The 21,882-nt window shown below is 39.0% G+C and carries 15 protein-coding genes; 14 read left to right on the forward strand and 1 reads right to left on the reverse strand.

Translation table 11 applies throughout. The features are described 5' to 3' along the window. Positions 1-2: 2 nt before the first annotated feature. From BW142_RS03275 to BW142_RS03305, 7 genes are all read left to right on the forward strand, one after another. The gene (locus BW142_RS03275) at positions 3-1,046 is read left to right on the forward strand and encodes an acyltransferase (RefSeq protein WP_076923865.1); all 1,044 of its coding nucleotides are present in this window, start codon (positions 3-5) and stop codon (positions 1,044-1,046) included. A 227-nt stretch (positions 1,047-1,273) separates the two neighbouring features. Continuing rightward, entirely contained in the window at positions 1,274-2,677 is a 1,404-nt protein-coding gene (locus tag BW142_RS03280; protein WP_076923866.1) for an undecaprenyl-phosphate glucose phosphotransferase, read from the forward strand. Next, positions 2,661-3,875, forward strand: a complete 1,215-nt coding sequence (locus BW142_RS03285; protein WP_076923867.1) for an outer membrane beta-barrel protein — start codon at positions 2,661-2,663, stop codon at positions 3,873-3,875. Before BW142_RS03280 ends, BW142_RS03285 begins: the two co-directional genes overlap by 17 nt. Next, complete coding sequence (locus tag BW142_RS03290) at positions 3,875-4,393, forward strand: polysaccharide biosynthesis/export family protein (RefSeq protein WP_076923868.1); 519 nt, start codon at positions 3,875-3,877, stop codon at positions 4,391-4,393. The genes BW142_RS03285 and BW142_RS03290 overlap by 1 nt, the downstream gene beginning before the upstream one ends. Before the next feature lie 22 nt (positions 4,394-4,415). Beyond that, positions 4,416-6,623: a polysaccharide biosynthesis tyrosine autokinase gene (locus BW142_RS03295; RefSeq protein ID WP_076923869.1), complete on the forward strand. Its 2,208-nt coding sequence runs from the start codon at positions 4,416-4,418 to the stop codon at positions 6,621-6,623. 14 nt (positions 6,624-6,637) lie between these two features. After that, a complete protein-coding gene (locus tag BW142_RS03300; protein ID WP_076923870.1) occupies positions 6,638-7,366 on the forward strand; it encodes a CpsB/CapC family capsule biosynthesis tyrosine phosphatase in 729 nt (242 codons plus the stop codon). Further along, positions 7,359-8,060 carry a VpsP family polysaccharide biosynthesis protein gene (locus BW142_RS03305; RefSeq protein WP_076923871.1) on the forward strand — a complete coding sequence of 234 codons (702 nt, stop codon included), beginning with the start codon at positions 7,359-7,361 and terminating at the stop codon, positions 8,058-8,060. Before BW142_RS03300 ends, BW142_RS03305 begins: the two co-directional genes overlap by 8 nt. Positions 8,061-8,712: 652 nt before the next feature. Here the strand turns inward: BW142_RS03305 and rsmF are convergent. Then, positions 8,713-10,164: a 16S rRNA (cytosine(1407)-C(5))-methyltransferase RsmF gene (rsmF, locus tag BW142_RS03310; RefSeq protein WP_076923872.1), complete on the reverse strand. Its 1,452-nt coding sequence runs from the start codon at positions 10,162-10,164 to the stop codon at positions 8,713-8,715. A 265-nt stretch (positions 10,165-10,429) separates the two neighbouring features. Here rsmF and BW142_RS03315 point away from each other — a divergent pair, with 265 nt between their 5' ends. The 7 genes from BW142_RS03315 to BW142_RS03345 all read left to right on the forward strand — a co-directional run bounded on the left by BW142_RS03315 (position 10,430) and on the right by BW142_RS03345 (position 21,877). Next, the gene (locus BW142_RS03315; RefSeq protein ID WP_024590401.1) at positions 10,430-11,119 is read left to right on the forward strand and encodes a GntR family transcriptional regulator; all 690 of its coding nucleotides are present in this window, start codon (positions 10,430-10,432) and stop codon (positions 11,117-11,119) included. 82 nt (positions 11,120-11,201) lie between these two features. Continuing rightward, on the forward strand, positions 11,202-12,080 hold the full coding sequence (prpB, locus tag BW142_RS03320) for a methylisocitrate lyase (protein WP_076923873.1): 879 nt from the start codon (positions 11,202-11,204) through the stop codon (positions 12,078-12,080). A 35-nt stretch (positions 12,081-12,115) separates the two neighbouring features. After that, positions 12,116-13,243, forward strand: a complete 1,128-nt coding sequence (gene prpC, locus BW142_RS03325; protein WP_076923874.1) for a 2-methylcitrate synthase — start codon at positions 12,116-12,118, stop codon at positions 13,241-13,243. 158 nt (positions 13,244-13,401) lie between these two features. Next, positions 13,402-16,011 (forward strand): Fe/S-dependent 2-methylisocitrate dehydratase AcnD, encoded by a 2,610-nt coding sequence (gene acnD / locus BW142_RS03330; protein WP_076923875.1) that lies wholly within the window; start codon positions 13,402-13,404, stop codon positions 16,009-16,011. 11 nt (positions 16,012-16,022) lie between these two features. Beyond that, positions 16,023-17,189 carry a 2-methylaconitate cis-trans isomerase PrpF gene (gene prpF / locus BW142_RS03335; protein ID WP_076923876.1) on the forward strand — a complete coding sequence of 389 codons (1,167 nt, stop codon included), beginning with the start codon at positions 16,023-16,025 and terminating at the stop codon, positions 17,187-17,189. Between the two features lie 501 nt (positions 17,190-17,690). After that, positions 17,691-20,723: a hypothetical protein gene (locus BW142_RS03340; RefSeq protein WP_076923877.1), complete on the forward strand. Its 3,033-nt coding sequence runs from the start codon at positions 17,691-17,693 to the stop codon at positions 20,721-20,723. Positions 20,724-20,785: 62 nt separating this feature from the next. After that, positions 20,786-21,877 carry a hypothetical protein gene (locus tag BW142_RS03345; RefSeq protein ID WP_024599342.1) on the forward strand — a complete coding sequence of 364 codons (1,092 nt, stop codon included), beginning with the start codon at positions 20,786-20,788 and terminating at the stop codon, positions 21,875-21,877. The last annotated feature ends 5 nt before the right edge of the window (positions 21,878-21,882 follow it).

Consider the following 21,882-nt stretch of genomic DNA (forward strand, 5'->3'; position numbering starts at 1 on the left):
CAATGGAAGTTGCATTAAAAAAAAGAATAATTTGGGTTGATGCTTTAAAAGGGATTACTGTTTTATTGGTTGCTTTTCATCATGCGTTGCTGTCATTCACTACATTGTACGGTTCTTCAACACATATTGTTTTTACCTTAGTAGACAAAGTTAATTATATACTTAGTTTTGCAAGGATACCGGCTTTTTTTTTAGCAGCTGGCCTAGTTATGGCATCTATAACAGGTAGCAAATCTAAGTGGTTCTTAACTAAGAGATTGCCGCTCATGTTGTGGGTGATAATATTATGGACAGTTATTTCATTAACTTTTGAAATAATTGGTTTTAATTTGTATCCTTGGAGTAATTATCCATCCTTTCCTAATGGGTACATCTTTCCAGTGCCTTTTGGTAATCTTTGGTTTGTTTATGCTTTACTTGCATTAAGTGCTTATGCTGTCGTTATTAGTCGATTTTCCTTACCTGTACAGTTAGTTTTTACTCTATTAACATCCTTTGCTATTCACCTATTCTTAGGCTTATATAGTTTTGAATTTGAAATAAGTAATATGCTTTTTTATAATCTTGCTTATCAAGGTATACCTTTTTTTGTGGCTGGATTTTTATTTAAGACTCTTATAGTAGAGATGTTAGATAACCAAAAAGTAGTTGTGGTTGTTATGGTCTTATCTTTACTTTTTATGCTTGTTTTTAAAGATAATGTAATGGATTCGGTAGGGTACTCAGTTTTGCTAGTTAAGTATTTTCCGATGACTTTGCTTTTTGTAGGCTTTGTGGTATTTATTTCTAAAATAGGGTTTATAAATCATTTGTTCGTTAATATTGGCAAGAATTCTCTTGAATTTTTTATTTTACACCAGTTTTTTATAGCTTTATTTTTTAACTATTATAGTTTGGAAAGCTTTGGCTATGTCACTCATTTTTTACTTTCCATAATAACCCCAATATTTGTATGTTTAATCTTCATTTTTACGTTTAAGCCCTATATCAAACCTCTATTTAATTTACCTAAGTCTGTGTCGTATTTAGGTCAAAAATGGTTGTAGCTTTGGCGAGAATGAAGGTGGTAGGGAGTGAAAATGTTTACTTTGTTAATAAATGTTTATTTTGTTTAAATTGGTTTCTGTCATTTGATTAATGATACTTTTCTACTTAATATTATTGCATATATCCCTTAACCTATTATTGTATACTCTAATACGATGCTGTAATATTTAACTACAGTTTTGTGGAGCTTAATTCACTCATTAAGATATCTATAGGGATACATAGTATGACATCTTCAAGGACGTTTAAGCCTAACGGCTCGTCTGATGCGAATTTTTATCGTTTGTTCGATATTTTTGCATTATTCTTGGCCTTTCAATGTTCAGCTCTTTTTTATGGTTTTGACTTGTCTGCCTTTTATATGGTAGCAGTATTAACCGTAGCATTAAGTTTTCTGTATTGTGCGGAAATATTTTCGGCTTATCGCTCGTGGCGCGCTGGTAAATTTAGAACTATGGTGCTTTGTGCTTGGGGGGCTTTGTTTTCTGCATTTGTCGTTTTGTTTCTTATATCGTTTGCTTTTAAGTTTACAGAGTCGCTTTCGCGTATTGGGTTAGGTCTGTGGTTTTTATTAAGTATCACTTACTTATATGCATGGCGCTTTGTAGTGCATTTATACAAGCGTCATAGACGTAAATTAGGTTTGAATTTACGTAATGTCGCAATTGTTGGAGCAACAGAATCAGCGGTTAATTTGTATAATGAAATAACTAAAAATGACGAACTCGGCTTTAATTTTTTAGGTTTTTACGATGACCGCCAACCAGAACGCCTGTTTGAAAACTCAACAAAACATGATGTTGCAGGACGTATTCAAGATGCGGTTAATGCAGCTCGCAATGGTGAAATAGGTGTTTTGTATATTGCATTGCCAATGAAGGCAGATAAACGCATAGCTGATATTTTGCGTCAACTAGGTGATACAACGGTTGATGTGCATATAATTCCCGACTTTTTAATATCTAATTTAATACACGCGCGTATAGAGCATGTAGGTGACGTTGATACACTTAGTGTATTTGAATCACCATTCATTGGTGCCCGTGAATTTATAAAACGTACTGAGGATATAATAGTAGCCTTTATTATTTTAATGCTGATATCGCCTATTTTAATTGCCATTACATTTGCTGTTAAATTTACCTCAAAAGGACCTGTGATTTTTAAGCAGGATCGATACGGGCTTGATGGGCGTAAAATTAAGGTATGGAAGTTTCGCTCAATGAGTGTTACCGAAAACAGTGCAGTGGTTACACAAGCTACTAAAAATGATGCACGTATAACACCTTTAGGTGGTTTTTTACGACGTACAAGCCTTGATGAGTTACCGCAATTTATAAATGTTTTAAAAGGCGATATGTCGATTGTAGGCCCTCGCCCGCACGCTGTAGCCCATAATGAGGAATACCGTAAAAAGGTAGAGTTTTACATGTTACGCCATAAAGCTAAGCCAGGAATTACAGGTTGGGCGCAAATTAATGGCTGGCGCGGCGAAACCGACACGCTTGATAAAATGGAAAAACGTGTAGAATTTGATTTACATTATATTAAACACTGGTCGTTGTGGTTTGATATAAAAATTATTTTTATGACAATTTTTAAAGGATTTAAGAATGCAAATGCATACTAAAACACTAGCCCCTATTTTTGCTATGTTAAGTGTTGGGTTTGCAGCTCCCGTAGCTGCAAATTTAAAGCCAGGTAGCGTTATGACTAAGGATGGCGCCGAAATTACACCTACCTTACAAACAGGCTTTAGTAGTAATAATAACTTTTTCACCACACCTGATAATAAAGAGTCGCGATTAATTTGGACTATAACTCCTAATGTAAAAGCCGTTATTGAAAATGGTCCTGACAGTTACAAACTTGATTTAGGTACGAGCAGCTCTTTACATAATAAAGATAGCGCTGACAATTTTACCCAAGTTAATATTGGTGCTGGTGTACATAAAGAATTTACTAGTCAACATCGTTTAGATATTAACGGTGATGCAGATTGGTTATACGAGCCGCGTGGTAGCGGTTTAACCGAAGGCTTAGGTGATGCAGTAAATGAACTTGTAAAATACCAGCAGCAAAATATTACAGCACGTTATGAATATGGTGCGCAAAGCTCAAAAGCGCAAATTGCTTTAAACGCTGGTTTTTATAGTAAAAAATATCAAAATTTTAGAGCCGTGTCACAGTTTCGTGATTATGATAAATCGTTAGTTGGTATTACCGGTTATTACAATACTCAAGCTGCTACACGTACATTTTTAGAAGTTAAGCAAGAAAATTACCGTTACGATTTTTTAGCAAATAGCGGTATATCACGTGACTCAGACGACGTAAAAGTGCTGCTCGGTATGGAGTGGGAAGCAACAGCTCTTACTTCAGGTTCATTTAAATTGGGTTATCAAAATAAAGACTTTAGCGCTAATGAGCGTGAAAGTTTTAGCGGTTTAAGCTGGGAAGCTGGGGTTAACTGGCAGCCACTTAGTTATTCTACAGTCCAATTAACAACAAGTCGCTCAGCTAAAGATCCGCTAGTACAAGGTGATTACATTAAAGAAAGTACATATGGTGTTAATTGGACTCACAACTGGAGTGACTATTTAAGTTCTCTTGCTGGTATTAATTACACTAACGAACAATATACTGGAGATGTAGGCCGTAAAGATAAATCTAAAAGTGCTCGTTTAGGTTTAAACTACGTTGCTAGTAATTTTGGTATGGTTTCTACTTACGTCGATTTTATTGATAAAGATTCTACTCAAAGCGCAATAGAGTTTGACCGCGTTATTGTTGGTGTTAATTTTACATTTGCTTTAAAGGCTAATTAATGAAGTTTATTTTTAGTTTAACGCTGCTAGTTTTAAGCAGCGTTTGCTTTGCTCAAACAGCACAAAGTTATATTTTAGGTGCTGGCGATAAGGTTGAAATAAAAGTGTTTGGCCAACCTGATTTAGAGGTTACTGCACTTTTAGGTAATAGTGGCGAAGTTAATTACCCATTTTTAGGTAAAGTAAAACTTGCGGGACTTAATACGTCTGAGATTGAGCAAGTCATAACGCAGGGTTTAAAGCCTGAGTATTTAATAAACCCCAATGTATATGTTCAGGTTATTGAGTATCGTCCTTTTTATATTCACGGTGAAGTAAAAAATCCTGGTGCTTATTCTTATCAGCCTGCTATGACAGTTAACCAAGCTATTGCACTAGCGGGTGGATTAACTGAACGTGCCTCGGTAGATAAAATTTATATTTTTAAAGAGCAAACTAAACAGCAGCAACAAAAAGGTAATTTAAATAGCCAGATTGCAGCGGGCGATACCATAAAAATAGAACAACGCTTGTTTTAAGCAGTTTACAAGGCAGTAATTAATGAACCAAATAAATGAAACTCTAACCAATAATGAAGACATTATTGATTTAAGTGCATATATTAATGTAATTAAACGCGCCAAATGGCGTATTTTGGGTTTTTCGATCGTTGTTACATTACTAACTATTATGGTTGCTTTAACCTTAGCACCTAAATATATTGCAACGGCTACTTTACTTATTGAGGCAGAGCAAACTAAAGCAGTGAGTTTTGATGAAATATACGGCTTAGACTCTACTAAAAAGGAGTATTACCTTACTCAGTTTGAAGTAATGAAGTCTGACAGTATTGCCCGTGAGGTAATTACCAAACTTAATTTAAAAGCACATCCAGACTTTATTGGGAAACCATCTGTTTTAGGTGAACTGAAAACAGCTATAAAACAGCAACTCCCTTTTTTAAATAAAAAAGAAAAAACTGTATATTCACCTGAGGATCAAGCTGATCGTGAAATGCTTGGCTTGTTAGGCGCTTTTAAATCCCGTCTTTCAGTTTCGCCTATTCGTAATACTCAGCTAGTTATGGTTAGTTTTGAATCAAGCGATCCTAAATTAGCTGCACTCGTAGCTAACACAGTTGGTGAGGTTTATATTAATAGCCAAATGCGCGCAAAAATGGGTATTACTCAACAAGCATCTAGTTGGCTAAATACACGCTTATCACAATTGCGAATTCAGCTTGATGACTCAGAAGTGCGCCTGCAAGCTTATCGAGAGCAGCAAAAGCTTGTAGATATTGAAGGTATAGCAGGGCTTGCTACGCAAGAGCTTGAACAGATATCGCAGCAGTTAATTGTTGCACGTAATGAAAAAAACAACCTTGAGAGTATTAACCGTGTAATAAGTGAATACGGTAATAATAACTTAGAGCTTTTAGGCAGCATGCCTGAAATTACATCACACCAAGTTATACAAAACGTAAAGCGTGAAGTCGTTATAGTAGAACGCAAATTAAGTGACTTAGGTGAAGTGTATGGGCCTAAACACCCGAAAATTATCTCGGCTAAAGCTGAGCTTGCTACTGTAAAAAATAATTTAAATAAGCAAATTAAGGGTCTTATTACTGGCATTGAAAAAGAGCTAAACCGTATAACACGCACTGTAAGTGCGCTTGAGCGTGACCTAGTTAAAATTCGTGCTGAATATCAAGATATTACTCGTAAAGAAACCCAATATAACCAACTAAAACGAGAAGTTGAGACTAATCGTAATATTTTTAATACGTTTTTATCTCGCTCAAAAGAGACCGAAGTAACAAGCGATTTTAGCTCGGCGGCAGCACGCTTTACGGATCGTGCCTATGCACCAAATCAACCAGCGAAGCCGAATAAAAAGCTTATTGTTATTTTAGCTTTTGTGGCAAGTTTTGGTTTTGCAGTAGTAATGAGCTTTATATTTGACGCCCTTAACGACACTGTTAAAACCAAAAATGACGTTGAAAGTAAGCTTGCCCAGCGTATGCTTGGGCTTTTACCCCATGTACCAATGCCTAAGAAGAGTGTTTTTCCGATTCATGCCTATCTTAATGATAATTACAGGCGTTTTGCAGAGTCGGTACGAACGTTCAGAACTAGTTTGCTATTAACTCAGTTAGAGCGCGATCATAAAGTAATCGCTGTTACATCAAGTGCTCCGGGTGAGGGGAAAACAACGACCTCAGCTAATTTAGCTATGTCGCTTGCGCAAATGGGTAAAGTATTGCTAATTGATGCTGATTTACGAAAACCAAGTATTGCTAAGCGCTTTGATATTCCGGTATTTCACCCAGGGTTAAGTAATTTAATTGTAGGCACGGAGCAGTTAAGTGAGTGTATACATGTTGATGTGCAGTCAGGCGTAACTATTATGCCAAGTGGTCAGATTCCTAGTAACCCGTTAGAGCTTTTATCTAACGCGCGCTTTAATGAAGTAATTGATGGCTTGAAAGCTCAATATGACCATATAATTATAGATACACCACCAACACAAGCCGTGAGTGATGCATTAGTTGTTGCGCAAAGTACAGACTCGGTAATTTATGTTGTTAAGTCGGATATTACGCGGATTAAACCTATTAAAGCAGGTATTGAGCGCTTGTTTGAAGCTAAAGCGCATGTTGCAGGTATTGTGCTTAACCAAGTAGATATGAGTAAAAGTAAAGACCAGCATAGCCATGGTTACTACGACTATTACGATTACTCGCAAAAACCTGAACAACCTAATGCATAGTTAAATACAAATCTATGATTGATATTCATTCCCATATTTTGCCAGGAATTGATGATGGTGCTAAAGATTTAAATGAATCTTTAGCACTATTAACTATTGCGCAAAATGATGGAATAACTCATATGGTTGCCACGCCACATATACATATTGGGCGATTTAATAATTCGGCTTCGCAATTGTATAGCGACCTTGCTAATTTAAAAGCACAGGCATTAGTAAATAATATTGGTATTAAACTAGCTGTGGCCGCTGAAGTTAGGCTTGATGTAGAGCTAATGAGTTTAGTGCTTGGTAATAAACTCCCGTTTATTGGTACGCTTAATTCAGTAAATTATTTATTATTAGAACTCCCGCACTCGCATGTACCGCAAGGTTACGATAAGTTTATAAATTGGCTAGCTAAACAAAATATAAAGGTGATTATTCCTCACCCTGAGCGTAATCGCGATATTCAAGCAAACCCTTTTTATATTGAACGTTTAAAGCAATTAGGGTGTGAGTTTCAGTTAACAGCGTCAAGCATTGAAGGTGCATGGGGCGAAACTGCAAAAAATATTAGTCTAGATATGCTAAAAAACGGTTTAGTAACTTATGTTGCATCTGATGCCCATTCAGTTAAGCGCAGGCCGCCTATTTTGAGTAAAGCTAAGCAAATAGTGAGCGAGTTGATAGGTAAAAATGATGCACATAATTTGTTTTTTACTAATCCTAAACGTTTAACAGAGTCGTTGTTTAATGAGTAATTTAAATACAAACCGCCTCACACAAATTGCCATGCTTGCAGTTATTACATTAGTTATAGGTTATCAGAGTTTACAAAGTATGCGTGCAAATACATGGTATTTTAATGCAGTCAATATTTTAAAGCAGCCTGTAAGCACAATTACTCCTGAAGAGCTAGAGCTTGCAGATAAGGCAATTACATATGCAACAAGCCAAGACCCTTTACAGCCTCATTACTGGCAGTTAAGTGCTTATATAAAAATGCTCAATCTAGCTGTAACTAGCGGCCAAAATAAGAATAAGCTTTTGGTTTATCAACAAGCAGAAAAAAATTTATTAAAATCATTAGAGTTAAGGCAAACATGGTCAGAAACGTGGATTGCACTGGCACAAGTAGTTAGTTATCAAGAAGGGCCGACAGAGCGCGTATATGAGTATATTCAGCAAGCTAAAAAATTTGGGCCGTACAAGTTTGATGTGCAGCTTGGGATTATTCAAATAGTGCTAATGAACTGGCAGCAACTCCCTCCAAAGTATAAAGCATTGTATGTTGCTGAACTAAATTTAGCCGTTAAATATGGTTATAAATTTTATCAAATTTTTGATGTGGCTAAGCAAGTTGATGCTTTGCCTATTTTATGTTTATCGCTTAAATTTGGCCCCCACTTTGAAGCCGTTAGAACAAGGTGGATGTTTAAAAAACATTGTAACTAGGTTGGCTTTGAATGCGCTGAGTTTGTTTACGTTAAAGTAAAATGTAAAAAACCAATTGCTCAAAGAGAATGAGGAGTAATGAGTAGACACCAAGTAAGCTATTCACGAATTGATTTATCACTTCTCTAAAAGCGCAGTGACTCATAACCTCTTTGTGAATAATTGTCTTATTGGTAAAAGCGTTGTATTAGACAGCAGCAAGCAGCTCGTACTTTATCTCTACAAGAGTTTTGTGTTTACTTGTAATCGTGAAGCAGGTTCACGTTAAAGTTAAATCTGAAAAAACAATTGCACAAAGAGAAGTTAATGAGGATGAATGAGCAGACACCAAGTGATCTATTCAACTAACTGATTTATCACTTTTCTAAAAGCGCAGCGTCTCATCACTTCTTTATGAATACTTGTTTTTTGGTAAAGCTAAATTGTTATTATACTGCGCAAAAAATTGCCCAGAGGTTTATAAAAACCTCTGGGCTATAAAGTGACTCTAAATTGAGTCTAGCGTTAACTAAAAACTTTCTGGTTCATTAGGGAGAAGAAGAAAGTACTTAAAACTATAGTAAAGCTACTCAATAAAGCATAACTAATTTTGCCACCTGGTTACATTTGATAACAAAGGATTAGATTAATTATGTGTAATTTGTACTTTAGTTTAACCCCAGCTTATTAACTGCGTATTTTGCACTAGATCGCGTGGCAGTGAATTTTTGATCTTATTTTTTTGCCATTTACCTAAACCAATAGGGCAGCCGCACAGCGTTAATACCACTTCACCTATTGTTTGAGTTGCCTCAGTTAAGCGTATATCTTTACCTTGAAAATAATCATTTGCTTGCTCGTTATTTAAAGCAAATACATTGGTTTTACACTCATTGCCAAATACGGTTGCAAACTCGTGCGTCAGCCTTACGCCGTTTTTATGAATAATTCCAATTTGAATACCTAAGCGTGCGTACTTAATTTTGTTTTGTGCGGCTTCAAACCCCTCAGGAAATAACCACAGTTCTTTATCACGTTGCATTAAATTGCCTGGCAAGGTGGTTAACCCAAAGTGCTTTTTAAGCGATTGCATAAACGAGGCACTTTGTTTTTTATCAAACTCGTTAAACGGAAACGCACCTTTTTTAACTGTTTGATTTGGGTTGTTGCAACTAGTGTGCTTTTTAAATTTAGCGATAAAAAAGCCTTCGCTATCGAAGGTTTGCGGCCATACATGTAAATAGCCTTCACTTGTTGTTGCTTTACTTGCACCTTCAAATAAATCACTTAGGGACTCAGGCGTTATATAGTCGCCAAATTCACTCAGTAAATAATCGCACACTTGTTGGTTTTCGAGCGGGGTAAGTGTACAAGTTGAGTACACTAAGGTGCCACCTGGCTTTAATGCGTAAAATGCGCTTTTAATTAAGTCTTTTTGTACTTGGGCTATTTGTATGTTTGATTCTATTGACCAATTTTTAAGGGCGTCTGCGTCTTTACGTACAGTCCCTTCGCCAGAGCAGGGCGCGTCTAGCAATATGCTATCAAAGCATTCAAACATGTAGTTGCCAAATATAACGCCATCAAAGTGCGAGAGCGCACAGTTACCAACCCCCATACGTTTGAGTGTCGCGCTAAGTACTTTTAGGCGTGATGACGAAAGCTCATTTGCAACAAGTACACCTTGGTTATTCATAAGTGCTGCAAGCTGCGATGTTTTAGAGCCCGGTGCTGATGCCATATCAAGCACGAAATTATTTTGAGAGTCTGCGAGTTCAATACTTTGCTTTAATGCGATAGGCGGCAGCATTGAACTTGCTTCTTGCACGTACATAGCACCACTTAGGTGTAAGTCGGTATTACCTAGGGCTAGGTTTTGCTCTTCATCTTCGGGACGTTCTAACCAAAAGCCTTCACTGCACCAAGGGATTGGGGTTAGCACCCAATTTTTTTCAGTTGCACGTTTTACAAATTCTTCAATGCTAATTTTTAATGTATTAACGCGGATAGATTTTCTGAGGGGCCTGCGACACGCATTTAAAAAGTCATCTAAGTTTAGATGCGCTGGTAAATAGGTTTTTACGTCGTCAATAAAGTGCTCAGGAATAAAAGTGTTGGCGTTCACGCGTTAGCTCATACTATAAAAATAAAGCGCGATAATAGCATTTATGCGAGGTGTTTTCAGCGCTAAAAAGCGTAACATCTGATTTATTACTCTGTCGACACTTCACTATGTTAGTCCATTTTAAAGCCATTTTTATGCGACTTTAGGTTGATAGTGTCGACAATGAGTGTGTTTTTTAGTCTTTTTGATAGGTTTAAGGGTTGACATGATTTTTTAATAAGCCCATAGTAACCACATTAATTGTCGACAATCTAAAAAATAACCTATGACACACACATTTTTAAACGAAGCGCCTATAACTACCGCATCAGATCAAGTATTTGTAGATATGCGCCGTGAGATTGTTGAGGGCAGCATAGTTCAAGGTAGTAAAATATCAGAGCCTGAACTTGCCAAACGTTATGGTGTAAGCCGTGCAACGCTTAGAGAGGCGTTAAATCGCCTAGAAAGTTGTTACCTTGTTGAGCGTAAAGCTAACGTAGGTTGCCGGGTAGTAGCCCTTACCGCTGAGCGTTTGATTGAAGTTTATCAAGTTCGCAGCTCACTTGAAGGCTTAGCATGTAGGCTTGCTGCCGACAATATGGAACCCGAAGAAGTAAAAGGCTTAAAGCAATTACTTAATCAGCACCTACAAACGCAACGTGTTAAAGAGGGCGAATCTTATTATCAAGAAGCCGGCGATTTAGATTTTCATTATCGTATTATTCAAGGCAGTAAAAACGCGCATTTAATTCATTTACTGTGTAATGAGCTTTATCAATTAATACGCATGTACCGTGTACAAATGGGCATGGTGGGGCCGCGTGTATCAAAAGCGTTTGATGAGCATTTAGCTATTATTAACGCCATTGAAAACCACGACGGCGAACTGGCCGAAATGTTAATGAAGCGCCACATCAGTGCATCGCAAGCAAATATTCAAACCAAATTTGATTTATTAACTGCTAAAAGCTAGCAAGAGCAGTTAAACAGTCACAATTACATATTAAAACTATAAGTTACTCCACGTAGCAACCGTTCAAAGTGAGGAGAAAGTAATGTCAGCAGGATTAAAGTTTAAACACGCTATTGCCAATAACCGCCCGTTACAAGTGGTAGGTACTATTAACGCCTACACAGCGATGATGGCAGAAAAAATGGGCCACCAAGCTATTTATCTCTCAGGTGCCGGTGTTGCAAATGCCTCGTTTGGTATGCCTGATTTGGGTATGACAAGCCTTGATAACGTGCTTGAAGATATTCGCCGTATTACGGGGGCGAGCGATTTACCACTACTTGTTGATGCCGATACCGGTTGGGGTGGCGCGTTTAACATTGCACGCACAGTAAAAGAAATGACTAAAGCCGGTGCGGCGGGTTTTCATATAGAAGACCAAGTAGCCCAAAAGCGCTGTGGCCATCGTCCTAATAAAGAAATTGTAAGCCAAGGTGAAATGGTTGACCGCATTAAAGCAGCGGTTGATGCAAAAACCGATAGCGATTTTTATATTATGGCGCGTACTGATGCATTTCAAAAAGAAGGTTTAAATGCTGCTATTGACCGTGCAGCTGCCTGTGTTGAAGCCGGTGCTGACGCTATTTTTGCAGAAGCCGTACACGACCTTGCTGATTACCAAGCATTTGCAAAAGCGATTAACGTTCCAATTTTGGCAAACATCACTGAGTTTGGCCAAACACCTATTTACACAAAAGAGCAGCTAAATGATGTAGGTGTTGAAATGGTGCTTTACCCATTGAGTGCATTTAGAGCCATGAACAAAGCAGCACTTAACGTGTATTCAGCAATTTTAAATGAAGGCTCGCAACAAAGCCAAATTGAAAATATGCAAACGCGTTCTGAGCTCTACGACTTTTTAGATTACCACACGTACGAGAACACACTCGATACACTTTTTTCATCAAAATCTGACAAATAATACAATCACACACAAATTTAAGATAGGAGAAGATCATGGTAGATAAAGCATTAGGCGGCGCGGGTTTACGCGGACAAGTGGCTGGTCAAACAGCATTGTGTACTGTTGGACAAAGTGGTTCTGGTTTAACGTATTGTGGTTACGATATTAGCGAACTTGCCGAAAAAGCACAGTTTGAAGAAGTGTCTTTTTTACTTTCACGCGGTGAGTTACCAACCACAAGCGAATTGGCAGAATATAAAGCTAAACTTAAAAGTTTACGCGGCTTACCAGATGCACTTAAAACTGTGCTTGAAAATATTCCTAAAGACGCGCATCCAATGGATGTAATGCGCACGGGCTGCTCAATGTTGGGTAACCTTGAAATGGAAAATGATTTTAGCGAAGCCAATGATGCAATCGACCGTATGGTTGCTGTGTTCCCAAGTATTATTTGTTACTGGTACCGCTTTACACACGACGGCGTACGCATTGAAACACAAACAGATGACGACTCTGTTGGCGCACATTTTTTAACGCTGTTACACGACAAAGCACCAAGCGAGTTATTCGCACAAGTGATGAACGTTTCACTAATTTTATACGCAGAGCACGAGTTTAACGCATCTACCTTTACGGGACGTGTGTGTGCATCAACACTCTCTGATATTCACTCTTGTGTGACCGGTGCGATTGGTACGTTACGTGGGCCATTACATGGCGGCGCCAACGAAGCGGCTATGGATATGATTCAAGGTTTTACAAGTGCAGAGCATGCTGAGCAAGAAGTAATGGGCATGCTTGAACGTAAAGACAAAATAATGGGCTTTGGTCATGCGATTTATCGCGAATCTGATCCACGTAATGTAATTATTAAAAAATGGTCTGAAAAACTAGCGGCTGAGGTAGGCGATACAGTGCTTTACCCTGTGTCAGTTCGTTGTGAAGAGATTATGTGGCGAGAGAAAAAGCTGTTTTGTAACGCCGATTTTTTCCATGCATCTGCTTATCACTTTATGAATATTCCGACAAAATTATTTACGCCAATATTTGTAATGAGCCGCGTTACTGGTTGGACTGCACATGTAAAAGAGCAACGCGCTAACAACCGTATTATCCGCCCAAGTGCCGATTACACAGGGCCTGATGCACGCAGTTACACACCAATAGAGTCAAGAAGTTAATTATTTTTAACTAAGGTGAGCCAATGGCTCACCTTTTACGGCTTTAATGCTTTATATAATAAAAACAACTACAAACCTAAAGCCTTTCTTGAAAAATACCAATTGCACTCTCAATAAAATTGGTATTACATCCGTCACCAAATTAGCGAACCTTTACCATGACCATAATTAACAATACCCAATACCGTAAACCTCTACCGGGCTCAAATGTCGACTACTACGATACGCAAGAAGCCGTAGATGCAATTAAGCCAGGTGCATACGCCACGCTGCCTTATACATCGCGTGTATTTGCCGAAAACCTAGTGCGCCGATGCGAATCTGCCATGTTAACCGATGCACTTAATCAGCTAATTGAGCGAAAGCAAGATTTAGATTTTCCGTGGTATCCGGCGCGTGTGGTCTGCCACGATATTTTAGGGCAAACAGCGCTTGTGGATTTGGCAGGGCTTCGTGATGCAATTGCAGCCAAAGGCGGTGACCCGGCAAAAGTGAATCCTGTGGTACCCACGCAGTTAATAGTGGATCATTCGTTAGCGGTAGAGCATGCCGGTTTTGATCCTGACGCATTTGAAAAAAACCGCGCGATTGAAGACAGACGAAATGATGACCGTTTTCACTTTATCAACTGGACTAAAACTGCATTTAAAAATATTGACGTTATTCCACCGGGTAACGGCATTATGCATCAAATTAATCTTGAAAAAATGTCGCCGGTTATTCAAAACCGAGATGGGGTTGCATTCCCCGATACACTAGTAGGTACCGACAGCCACACGCCACATGTTGATGCGCTGGGCGTTATTGCTGTGGGCGTAGGCGGGCTTGAAGCTGAAAGCGTAATGCTTGGTCGTGCTTCTTATATTCGTTTACCCGATATTGTAGGTGTTGAGCTAACAGGCAAGCGCCAACCAGGTATTACCGCAACCGATATTGTGCTAGCTATTACTGAGTTTTTACGCGGGCAACGTGTTGTTTCTACTTATTTAGAGTTTTACGGTGAAGGTGCCGACGCGCTTACTCTTGGCGACAGAGCAACTATTTCGAACATGACACCTGAATTTGGCGCAACCGCAGCCATGTTTTATATCGATGATAAAACAATAGATTACTTGCGTTTAACAGGTCGTGAAGAAGAGCAAATTGCCCTTGTAGAAAACTACGCAAAAACAGCAGGCCTTTGGAGCGATAGCTTAAAAACTGTAAAATATGAGCGTGTACTTAAGTTTGATTTATCAAGCGTGGGGCGCAATATTGCGGGTCCATCTAATCCACACCGCCGAGTATCGACAAGCGATTTAGCTAAAGAAGGTATTTCGGGTGTTGTTGAAAACGAAGAAGGCTTAATGCCAGATGGCGCATGTATTATTGCCGCTATTACTAGCTGTACTAATACGAGTAACCCGCGTAATGTAATTGCCGCTGCACTACTTGCCCGTAACGCAAATGCTAAGGGTTTAATGCGCAAACCTTGGGTTAAAACCTCATTAGCACCAGGCTCAAAAGCGGTGCAATCGTACCTTGAAGATGCAAACCTACTAACAGAGCTTGAGCAACTTGGCTTTGGCATTGTTGGTTTTGCGTGTACCACCTGTAATGGGATGAGCGGTGCCCTTGACCCTGTTATTCAAAAAGAAGTAATTGATCGCGATTTATACACTACAGCGGTGCTTTCGGGCAATCGTAACTTTGATGGGCGTATTCATCCTTATGCTAAGCAAGCATTTTTAGCGTCACCTCCTTTAGTTGTTGCGTACGCCATTGCGGGTACTATTCGCTTTGATATTGAAAAAGGGATACTAGGACAAGATCAACAAGGCAACGATATTACGCTTAAAGATTTATGGCCATCAGATGAAGAGATTGATGCAGTAATTAAGCAAAGCGTTAAGCCAGAGCAGTTTAGAAAAGTATACGAGCCGATGTTTAATTTAACCGTAGATTACGGTGAAGATAACGACCCACTTTACGACTGGCGCCCAGAAAGTACGTACATTCGTCGCCCGCCTTATTGGGAAGGTGCACTTGCTGGTGAGCGCACAATGACCGGTATGCGTGCGCTTGCTGTACTTGGCGATAACATCACAACGGATCATTTATCGCCATCAAACGCGATTATGGCAAGCAGTGCCGCTGGCGAGTACCTGACTAAAATGAATGTGCCAGAAGAAGACTATAACTCGTATGCAACGCACCGAGGCGATCATTTAACAGCGCAGCGCGCAACCTTTGCTAATCCAAAGCTGCTTAACGAAATGGTGCTTGACGAAAACGGTGATATTAAACAAGGCTCGTACGCACGATTAGAGCCACAAGGCACTAACACACGTATGTGGGAAGCAATCGAAGCCTACATGGAGCGTAAACAGCCGCTTATTATTGTAGCCGGTGCCGATTACGGTCAAGGTTCGTCGCGCGATTGGGCGGCAAAAGGTGTAAGGCTTGCAGGCGTTGAAGTAATAGCAGCTGAAGGTTTTGAGCGTATTCATCGTACTAATCTAATTGGGATGGGTGTTTTACCACTTGAATTTAAAGTGGGCACAACCCGTAAAACTCTAAAGCTGGATGGCAGCGAAACGTACGATGTAGCAGGTGATTTGAAACCAGGTGCTACTGTTAATTTAATTATTACCCGTAAAGACGGTGAAGTACTTACTGTGCCTATGAAGTGCCGAATAGATACCCAAGAAGAGCTTTCTATATATGCTGCTGGTGGCGTGTTACAACGCTTTGCTCAAGACTTTTTAGAAGCAACGCAATCTGCATAAGGGCAAATATTATGTTTAAACCGCAAATTAAAGTGCCTGCAACCTATATGCGTGGCGGCACCAGTAAAGGTGTTTTTTTTAATTTAACTGACTTGCCGAAGCCTACTCAAGTAGCAGGCGAGGCGCGGGATAATTTATTACTGCGCGTTATTGGCAGCCCCGATCCGTATGCTAAGCAAACGGATGGCATGGGCGGCGCTACATCAAGTACTAGTAAAACTGTAATCCTAAGTAAAAGTGAGCAAACTGATCACGATGTGGATTACTTGTTTGGTCAAGTGGCGATAGATAAACCGTTTGTGGATTGGAGCGGTAACTGTGGCAACTTAACGTCAGCAGTGGGTGCTTTTGCTATTAGTAATGGTTTGGTCGATAAAAGCAGATTACCTAATAACGGTGTTGCTATTGTGCGTGTGTGGCAGGCTAATATTAAAAAAAGCATATTAGTGCATGTCCCTATGACCAATGGCGAAGTGCAAGAAACCGGCGACTTTGAGCTCGATGGCGTTACCTTTGCAGCAGCTGAAGTAAAACTTGAATTTATAGACCCCGCTGATGGCGATGGCGCGTTATTTCCAACCGGTAACGTAGTTGATGACTTAAAAGTACCGGGTGTTGGTACTTTAAAAGCAACAATGATAAACGCAGGTATTCCTACTGTATTTATTAACGCCGCTGATATTGGCTATACCGGCATAGAGCTGCAAGACGATATAAATAATGATGTTGCAGCGCTTGAAAAGCTCGAAACCATTCGTGCTTACGGCGCTGTTAAAATGGGCTTAATTACTAACATTAATGAAGCGCAAGCTCGTCAACATACGCCAAAGGTTGCGTTTGTTGCCGCTCCTTTAGATTACAAAGCATCTAGCGGTAAAATTATTGAAGCTGCAAATATCAACTTGTTAGTACGCGCTATGTCGATGGGTAAACTGCACCATGCCATGATGGGCACAGCTGCGGTTGCTATTGGCACTGCTGCAGCAATTGAAGGCACACTCGTAAATATAGCTGCTGGTGGCGGCGCATTAATTGAAGTTAACTTTGGTCACCCATCAGGTACCCTAAAAGTAGGTGCTGAGGCTAAAAATATAAATGGTGATTGGCAAGTTATCAAAGCAAGTATGAGCCGAAGTGCGCGTGTATTAATGGAGGGGGTTGTAAGAGTGCCTTACTAACCAGTGCCTAAGTTAAGCACAACTAAACATTTATTTTAGTTAAGTAAACAAGTTTTATAAACGTTTGCTTAGCTAAAGTAAAACCGACTAACCTTTGATATAAACAATCCTTTTTCATTAATTTTTCGAATTATCCTCTTTTTTAGCACTCATCCATCGCATTTACTTGAAGAATATAATTAACAAACTAGATTATATGTAATATTCATTTAATAAAGTGAATATATTGTATCAATATGTGCTGGTTCTTTATGAGTGTCTATAGGTTATTGAATAATAGAGATGCTGATAAAGAAGTAGCTCATAGAATAAAGATAAATACTTCTATAAAATGTATAAATATGTAGCATAACTACATAGCTTAATGGTATTTTTAATGTTCTGGTAACAAAGGTTATGATTGTGTACTTTTTTAATGCTTTTTAAACATAAAAGCTTACACAAGCCACTATCAACTAAACTAATTTCTGATACTCATTCCAGGCTATCAAGGAGAAATAAATGGTAAAGCGTACGATCAAATTTACACCTATTGCAGCTTCAGTTGCACTTACATTAGGCTTAACAGCATGTGGTTCGGACAATGACAGAAACATTCCTGTTACACCTGTAGAAGCTTTTACTGCAACAGGTGATGCACAGTTCAACATTGAAGTAACGGGTAAAGCTGTTAAAGGTTCAATGAAAAGTGCAGTAGTAACTGTAATGACTTTAGATGCATCTGGTCAAAGCGTTCCTGTTGCGTTTCGCTCAGCTGCTTCAGCAGAAGCAGAGTCTTTTTCTGAAGAAGCACTATCACAAGATGCTGCAGATGCTGCAGTAGAAGCAAGCAAAATTGCGGCTAACCCTGAAGTGCTAACTGATGAAAGCGGCCGTTACAGCATCTACCTAGATGATGACTTTACTGGACCAGTTTACATTACAGTTAAAACATCTGCAGAAGGCGATGATAGCTTTTTACGTTGTGACGCTTACGTAGGTTGTGGCGATTACGATGTAGCGCCAGAAGCAGATGATGTAAATGATGGCGATACTGCGATTGAGTTTGGCGAATGGTACAAAACTGACCTAGAGCTTTCAGTTGTTAAATTTATCCCAGCTGTTGAAGCAGATACATCTGGAGTAAGTGGTGCAGCTGGCGACCTTAATGTTGCAAGTTCTTACAAAGCTAATGTTACTTTCTTAACATCGTTAGTGGCGGCTCTTCTTCTTGACTCAGGTTCAAGTGTAGATGAAGACGCTATTGCTACAGCTAGCCTAAATACTGTTGTACAAGTAATGGGTCAAGACGCAGCACTTTTACTTTCAGCTATTATAGGTGATTTATCTAACGGCGGCGCTGTAGATTTAAGTGACGTTGATGGCGAAGAAGAACTTACAGACGGTATTTTAGCAATTGCACAACTTTCATCTTCAATTCAAGGTTTACCTTCAATTGGTGATGTAATGAGCAGTATTGCTGCAGGTATTAAGTCTGGCCAGTTTAAAGGTAATACTGACGCTGGTATTGCTGCAATAGCTACAATGTTACAAACAGCTATTACAAATACTGCAAACATTTTTGTTGCTGTAGCAACGGGTGATGAAACTGCAATTGAAGACGCTTTAAAAGCGGCATTCACTGCTAACAACCCTAGTGCAACACAGGCACAAATTGATGCATTTGCAGCTAACTCAGTAGGTATTGCAGCAAAAGCAAAAGCTGCTAAAGATAAAGCTGTTAAAAATGGTGCAGCAACTGATGCAGGTCTTGCGGCCGCTGCAATAAAAGTTAAAAAAGCACTAGAAGTAATTGGTTGTACTGGCGCAGAATGTACAGTTGGAGATGACTTTTATACTGCTCTAGCAGCTGCTTTAACAGTAGAAATTACAGCTTCTCAAACTGCACTTACTACATTAGAAATGAACATTGAAACAGCTCAAAGTTCACTTGCAGATGTTCAAGCAATGGGTGGCGACGCTCTTACAGCTGATAACGCAGCTGCATTTGTAAGCGCTGTTACATTACTTAAAAACGAAGCTACTACAGCTGATTTAGCAGCTAAAGCGGGTTCTATTTTTGTTAAATCACAAGGCTATGTAACTGCTGCAAATGCTTTAGTTACTCAAAGCTCTGATTACCAACAAATACTTGATTCTGCAACGTTGTTACAAACAGATGCATCTGTAGCTGTAACTGACACAGTTGCATACGACTTAGCATTAGCTGCACTAGTAGCTGAAGCAGAAGCTGCGATTGAAACGTTTGATGTTGCTCTTGCTGCAGCAAAATTAGTTGCTGAAGACACTGCAGACGTTGCTGATGAGAAAAAATCAGTAGCAGACACAGCTGAAGCGGCTTCTACAAGCGCACTTGCTAACGCAGAAGGTGCAATGATAGATACAGCTGCAAACGCAACTGAAGCTCTTGAGCTTGCAATGACTGCCGTTACTGCAGCGTCTGATTTTGCTGCTGCTGTTGATGCACTTGAAATTGCTATTGAGCAAGCACTTGTTGCTGCTAATGCTTACCTAGACCTTGAAGGCGAAGGCGCACAAGCAATGATTGATGCGCTTACAGCAATGCAAACAGCTGCTGTAGCTCAAGGTGAACTAGCTAGCGAGCAATTTGTAACAGCTTATAACTTACAACTTGCTGCTGAAACTGCAGTTGCTAAACTTGAAGTACTAACTTCTGTTAAAGCTACATCAGAGTCATTATCGACTATGACTGTGCTTACAGGCACTGGTGCTGATGCAGTTGCTGATGCAGCAGACATTCTTGCAGACGTAATTGATGAATTAGCTGAAATGGGTAATAACTCAGGTACAGGCACATCAACTCGCAATGCTGATTGGGACTATGCTTACAGCTTAGATGATCTTACGCTAATGCTTAGCAATGCTACTACAGGTGAGATGATTAATGCAGCGGCTTCTTATGAAGGTGACAAGCTTGTTGTTGCTTGGGGCGCTACATTAAAAGGTGAGAATGACGTATCTGTTGAGCTTGTTACTGCTGCTACACAAACACAAGCACTTACAGATTGTGTTGATTTTGCAGCCGGTACAATTGATGCTACTCAAATCGATTCATGTTTAGTATTTACTTTTGATGGCGCAGTGACTGCTGATAATGTAGATGATGCAGAAATCTTAATGACTGAAACCACTAACCATGTTGAAATCATGGATGGCGATTCTGGCTTTACTGGTATGTTAAGTCTTACTGCTGATGATGCAACAGATTCAGGCTCTATTACATTAGAGGGTGTTTCTGGTGATGTAGACTTTAAAGTAATGACTACATTCATCGACAGCGACATGGAAGAAGCAAGTGCTTTAGATATTACAGTAAATAATGCAATGGGTTACACATTGTCTATTACTGGTAATGAAAGTGCAGGTTACACTGGTGACGTTATGGCTATGTACAATGAGATGATGATGTCTTTTGGTACTGCAGCTAAAACAACTAATGGTCTTTCAATTACTTACATTGATGGTGATGTAGTTGATTACACTGATGTTGATTTAATTGATTCATCTAAGTAATATTTAAACTATAAAAGGGGAAAGCAATGCTTTTCCCTTTTTTTATAGAAAGCGATCAAATTATGAAAAAAAAAATTCTCTTGTTAGGATTTTCAACAGCTCTTATTTCTCCTCTTGCTTCCGCAGATAACCAATTTCAAATATTTACTCATTTTGACGCAGAAATTTATACTGAAGCACAACCAGTACAAGCCTTTGTAGATGATTTTGATGCACCATTAAAATCGGGTGACAGTGCATTTACCTATAATATATTTGAAGTAGGTGTTGGCTACGGTAATTTTAAAGTAGGTTTACAGAGTCGTTACGACTATGTTCTTAACTTTGATCCTGATACAGCTAAATATACCCATACTGAAAAAAATGATTTAGAGTTTGAAGACAGATTTTATACTTATTACCTTGATGCTAAACAAGCAACCTCTAATGGTGTGTTTGTATCTTATGACTTTAAATTTTTAGATAAAAATGCATTAACAATAACACCTAAACTATCTGTTTTTGCTAGCTCGCATTATCAAGACGCGATTGTAAATGGTGAAATTTATAGTGATGAAGTTGAAGGTGCTGTAACGGTTGATTACAACTTTTCAAAAGATATATTATTTAAAAAGTTTTCACCTTCAGAAAAACCTGAAGGCCTTGGCTATAGCCTAGATATTTTTGCTGATTGGCAAGTAAACGATGAGCTTCAGGTTGGCTTTAGCGTAAAAGATTTGCTCTATAAAACAGAGTATGAAGACAGTGGCTCCGTAAAAGGGCAAACTACTGAAATTCCATTTAGCGAAGATGACAACGGCGATATTATTACTCAGCCAACAGTTTCATTAAAAACATCTGCATTTGGAAATACGGTATCTCATGATTTCGAAATGGAAATGCGTCTACAAGCATTTGCTGATTACAGAATAAACGATCGGTTTTCAACTCAGTTAACTTTAAAACGATACGACAAAGACACGTTTAGCCAATTAAAAGGCCGTATTCACTTTTGGGATCATTGGAGAGTGCAAGCAGGCTACGAAACAAAAAGTGAAGCATTTTTAGTTGGTATAGAAAACGAATATTTTGGTCTTAATTTACAAACTGATAGCCTAGATTTAGATAAAGCCTATTATGCGAATGTGAATTGGTACGTGAACATTAAGTTTTAAGGAAT

It is taken from the genome of Pseudoalteromonas sp. EB27, from assembly GCF_001974875.1.
Lineage (GTDB): Bacteria > Pseudomonadota > Gammaproteobacteria > Enterobacterales > Alteromonadaceae > Pseudoalteromonas.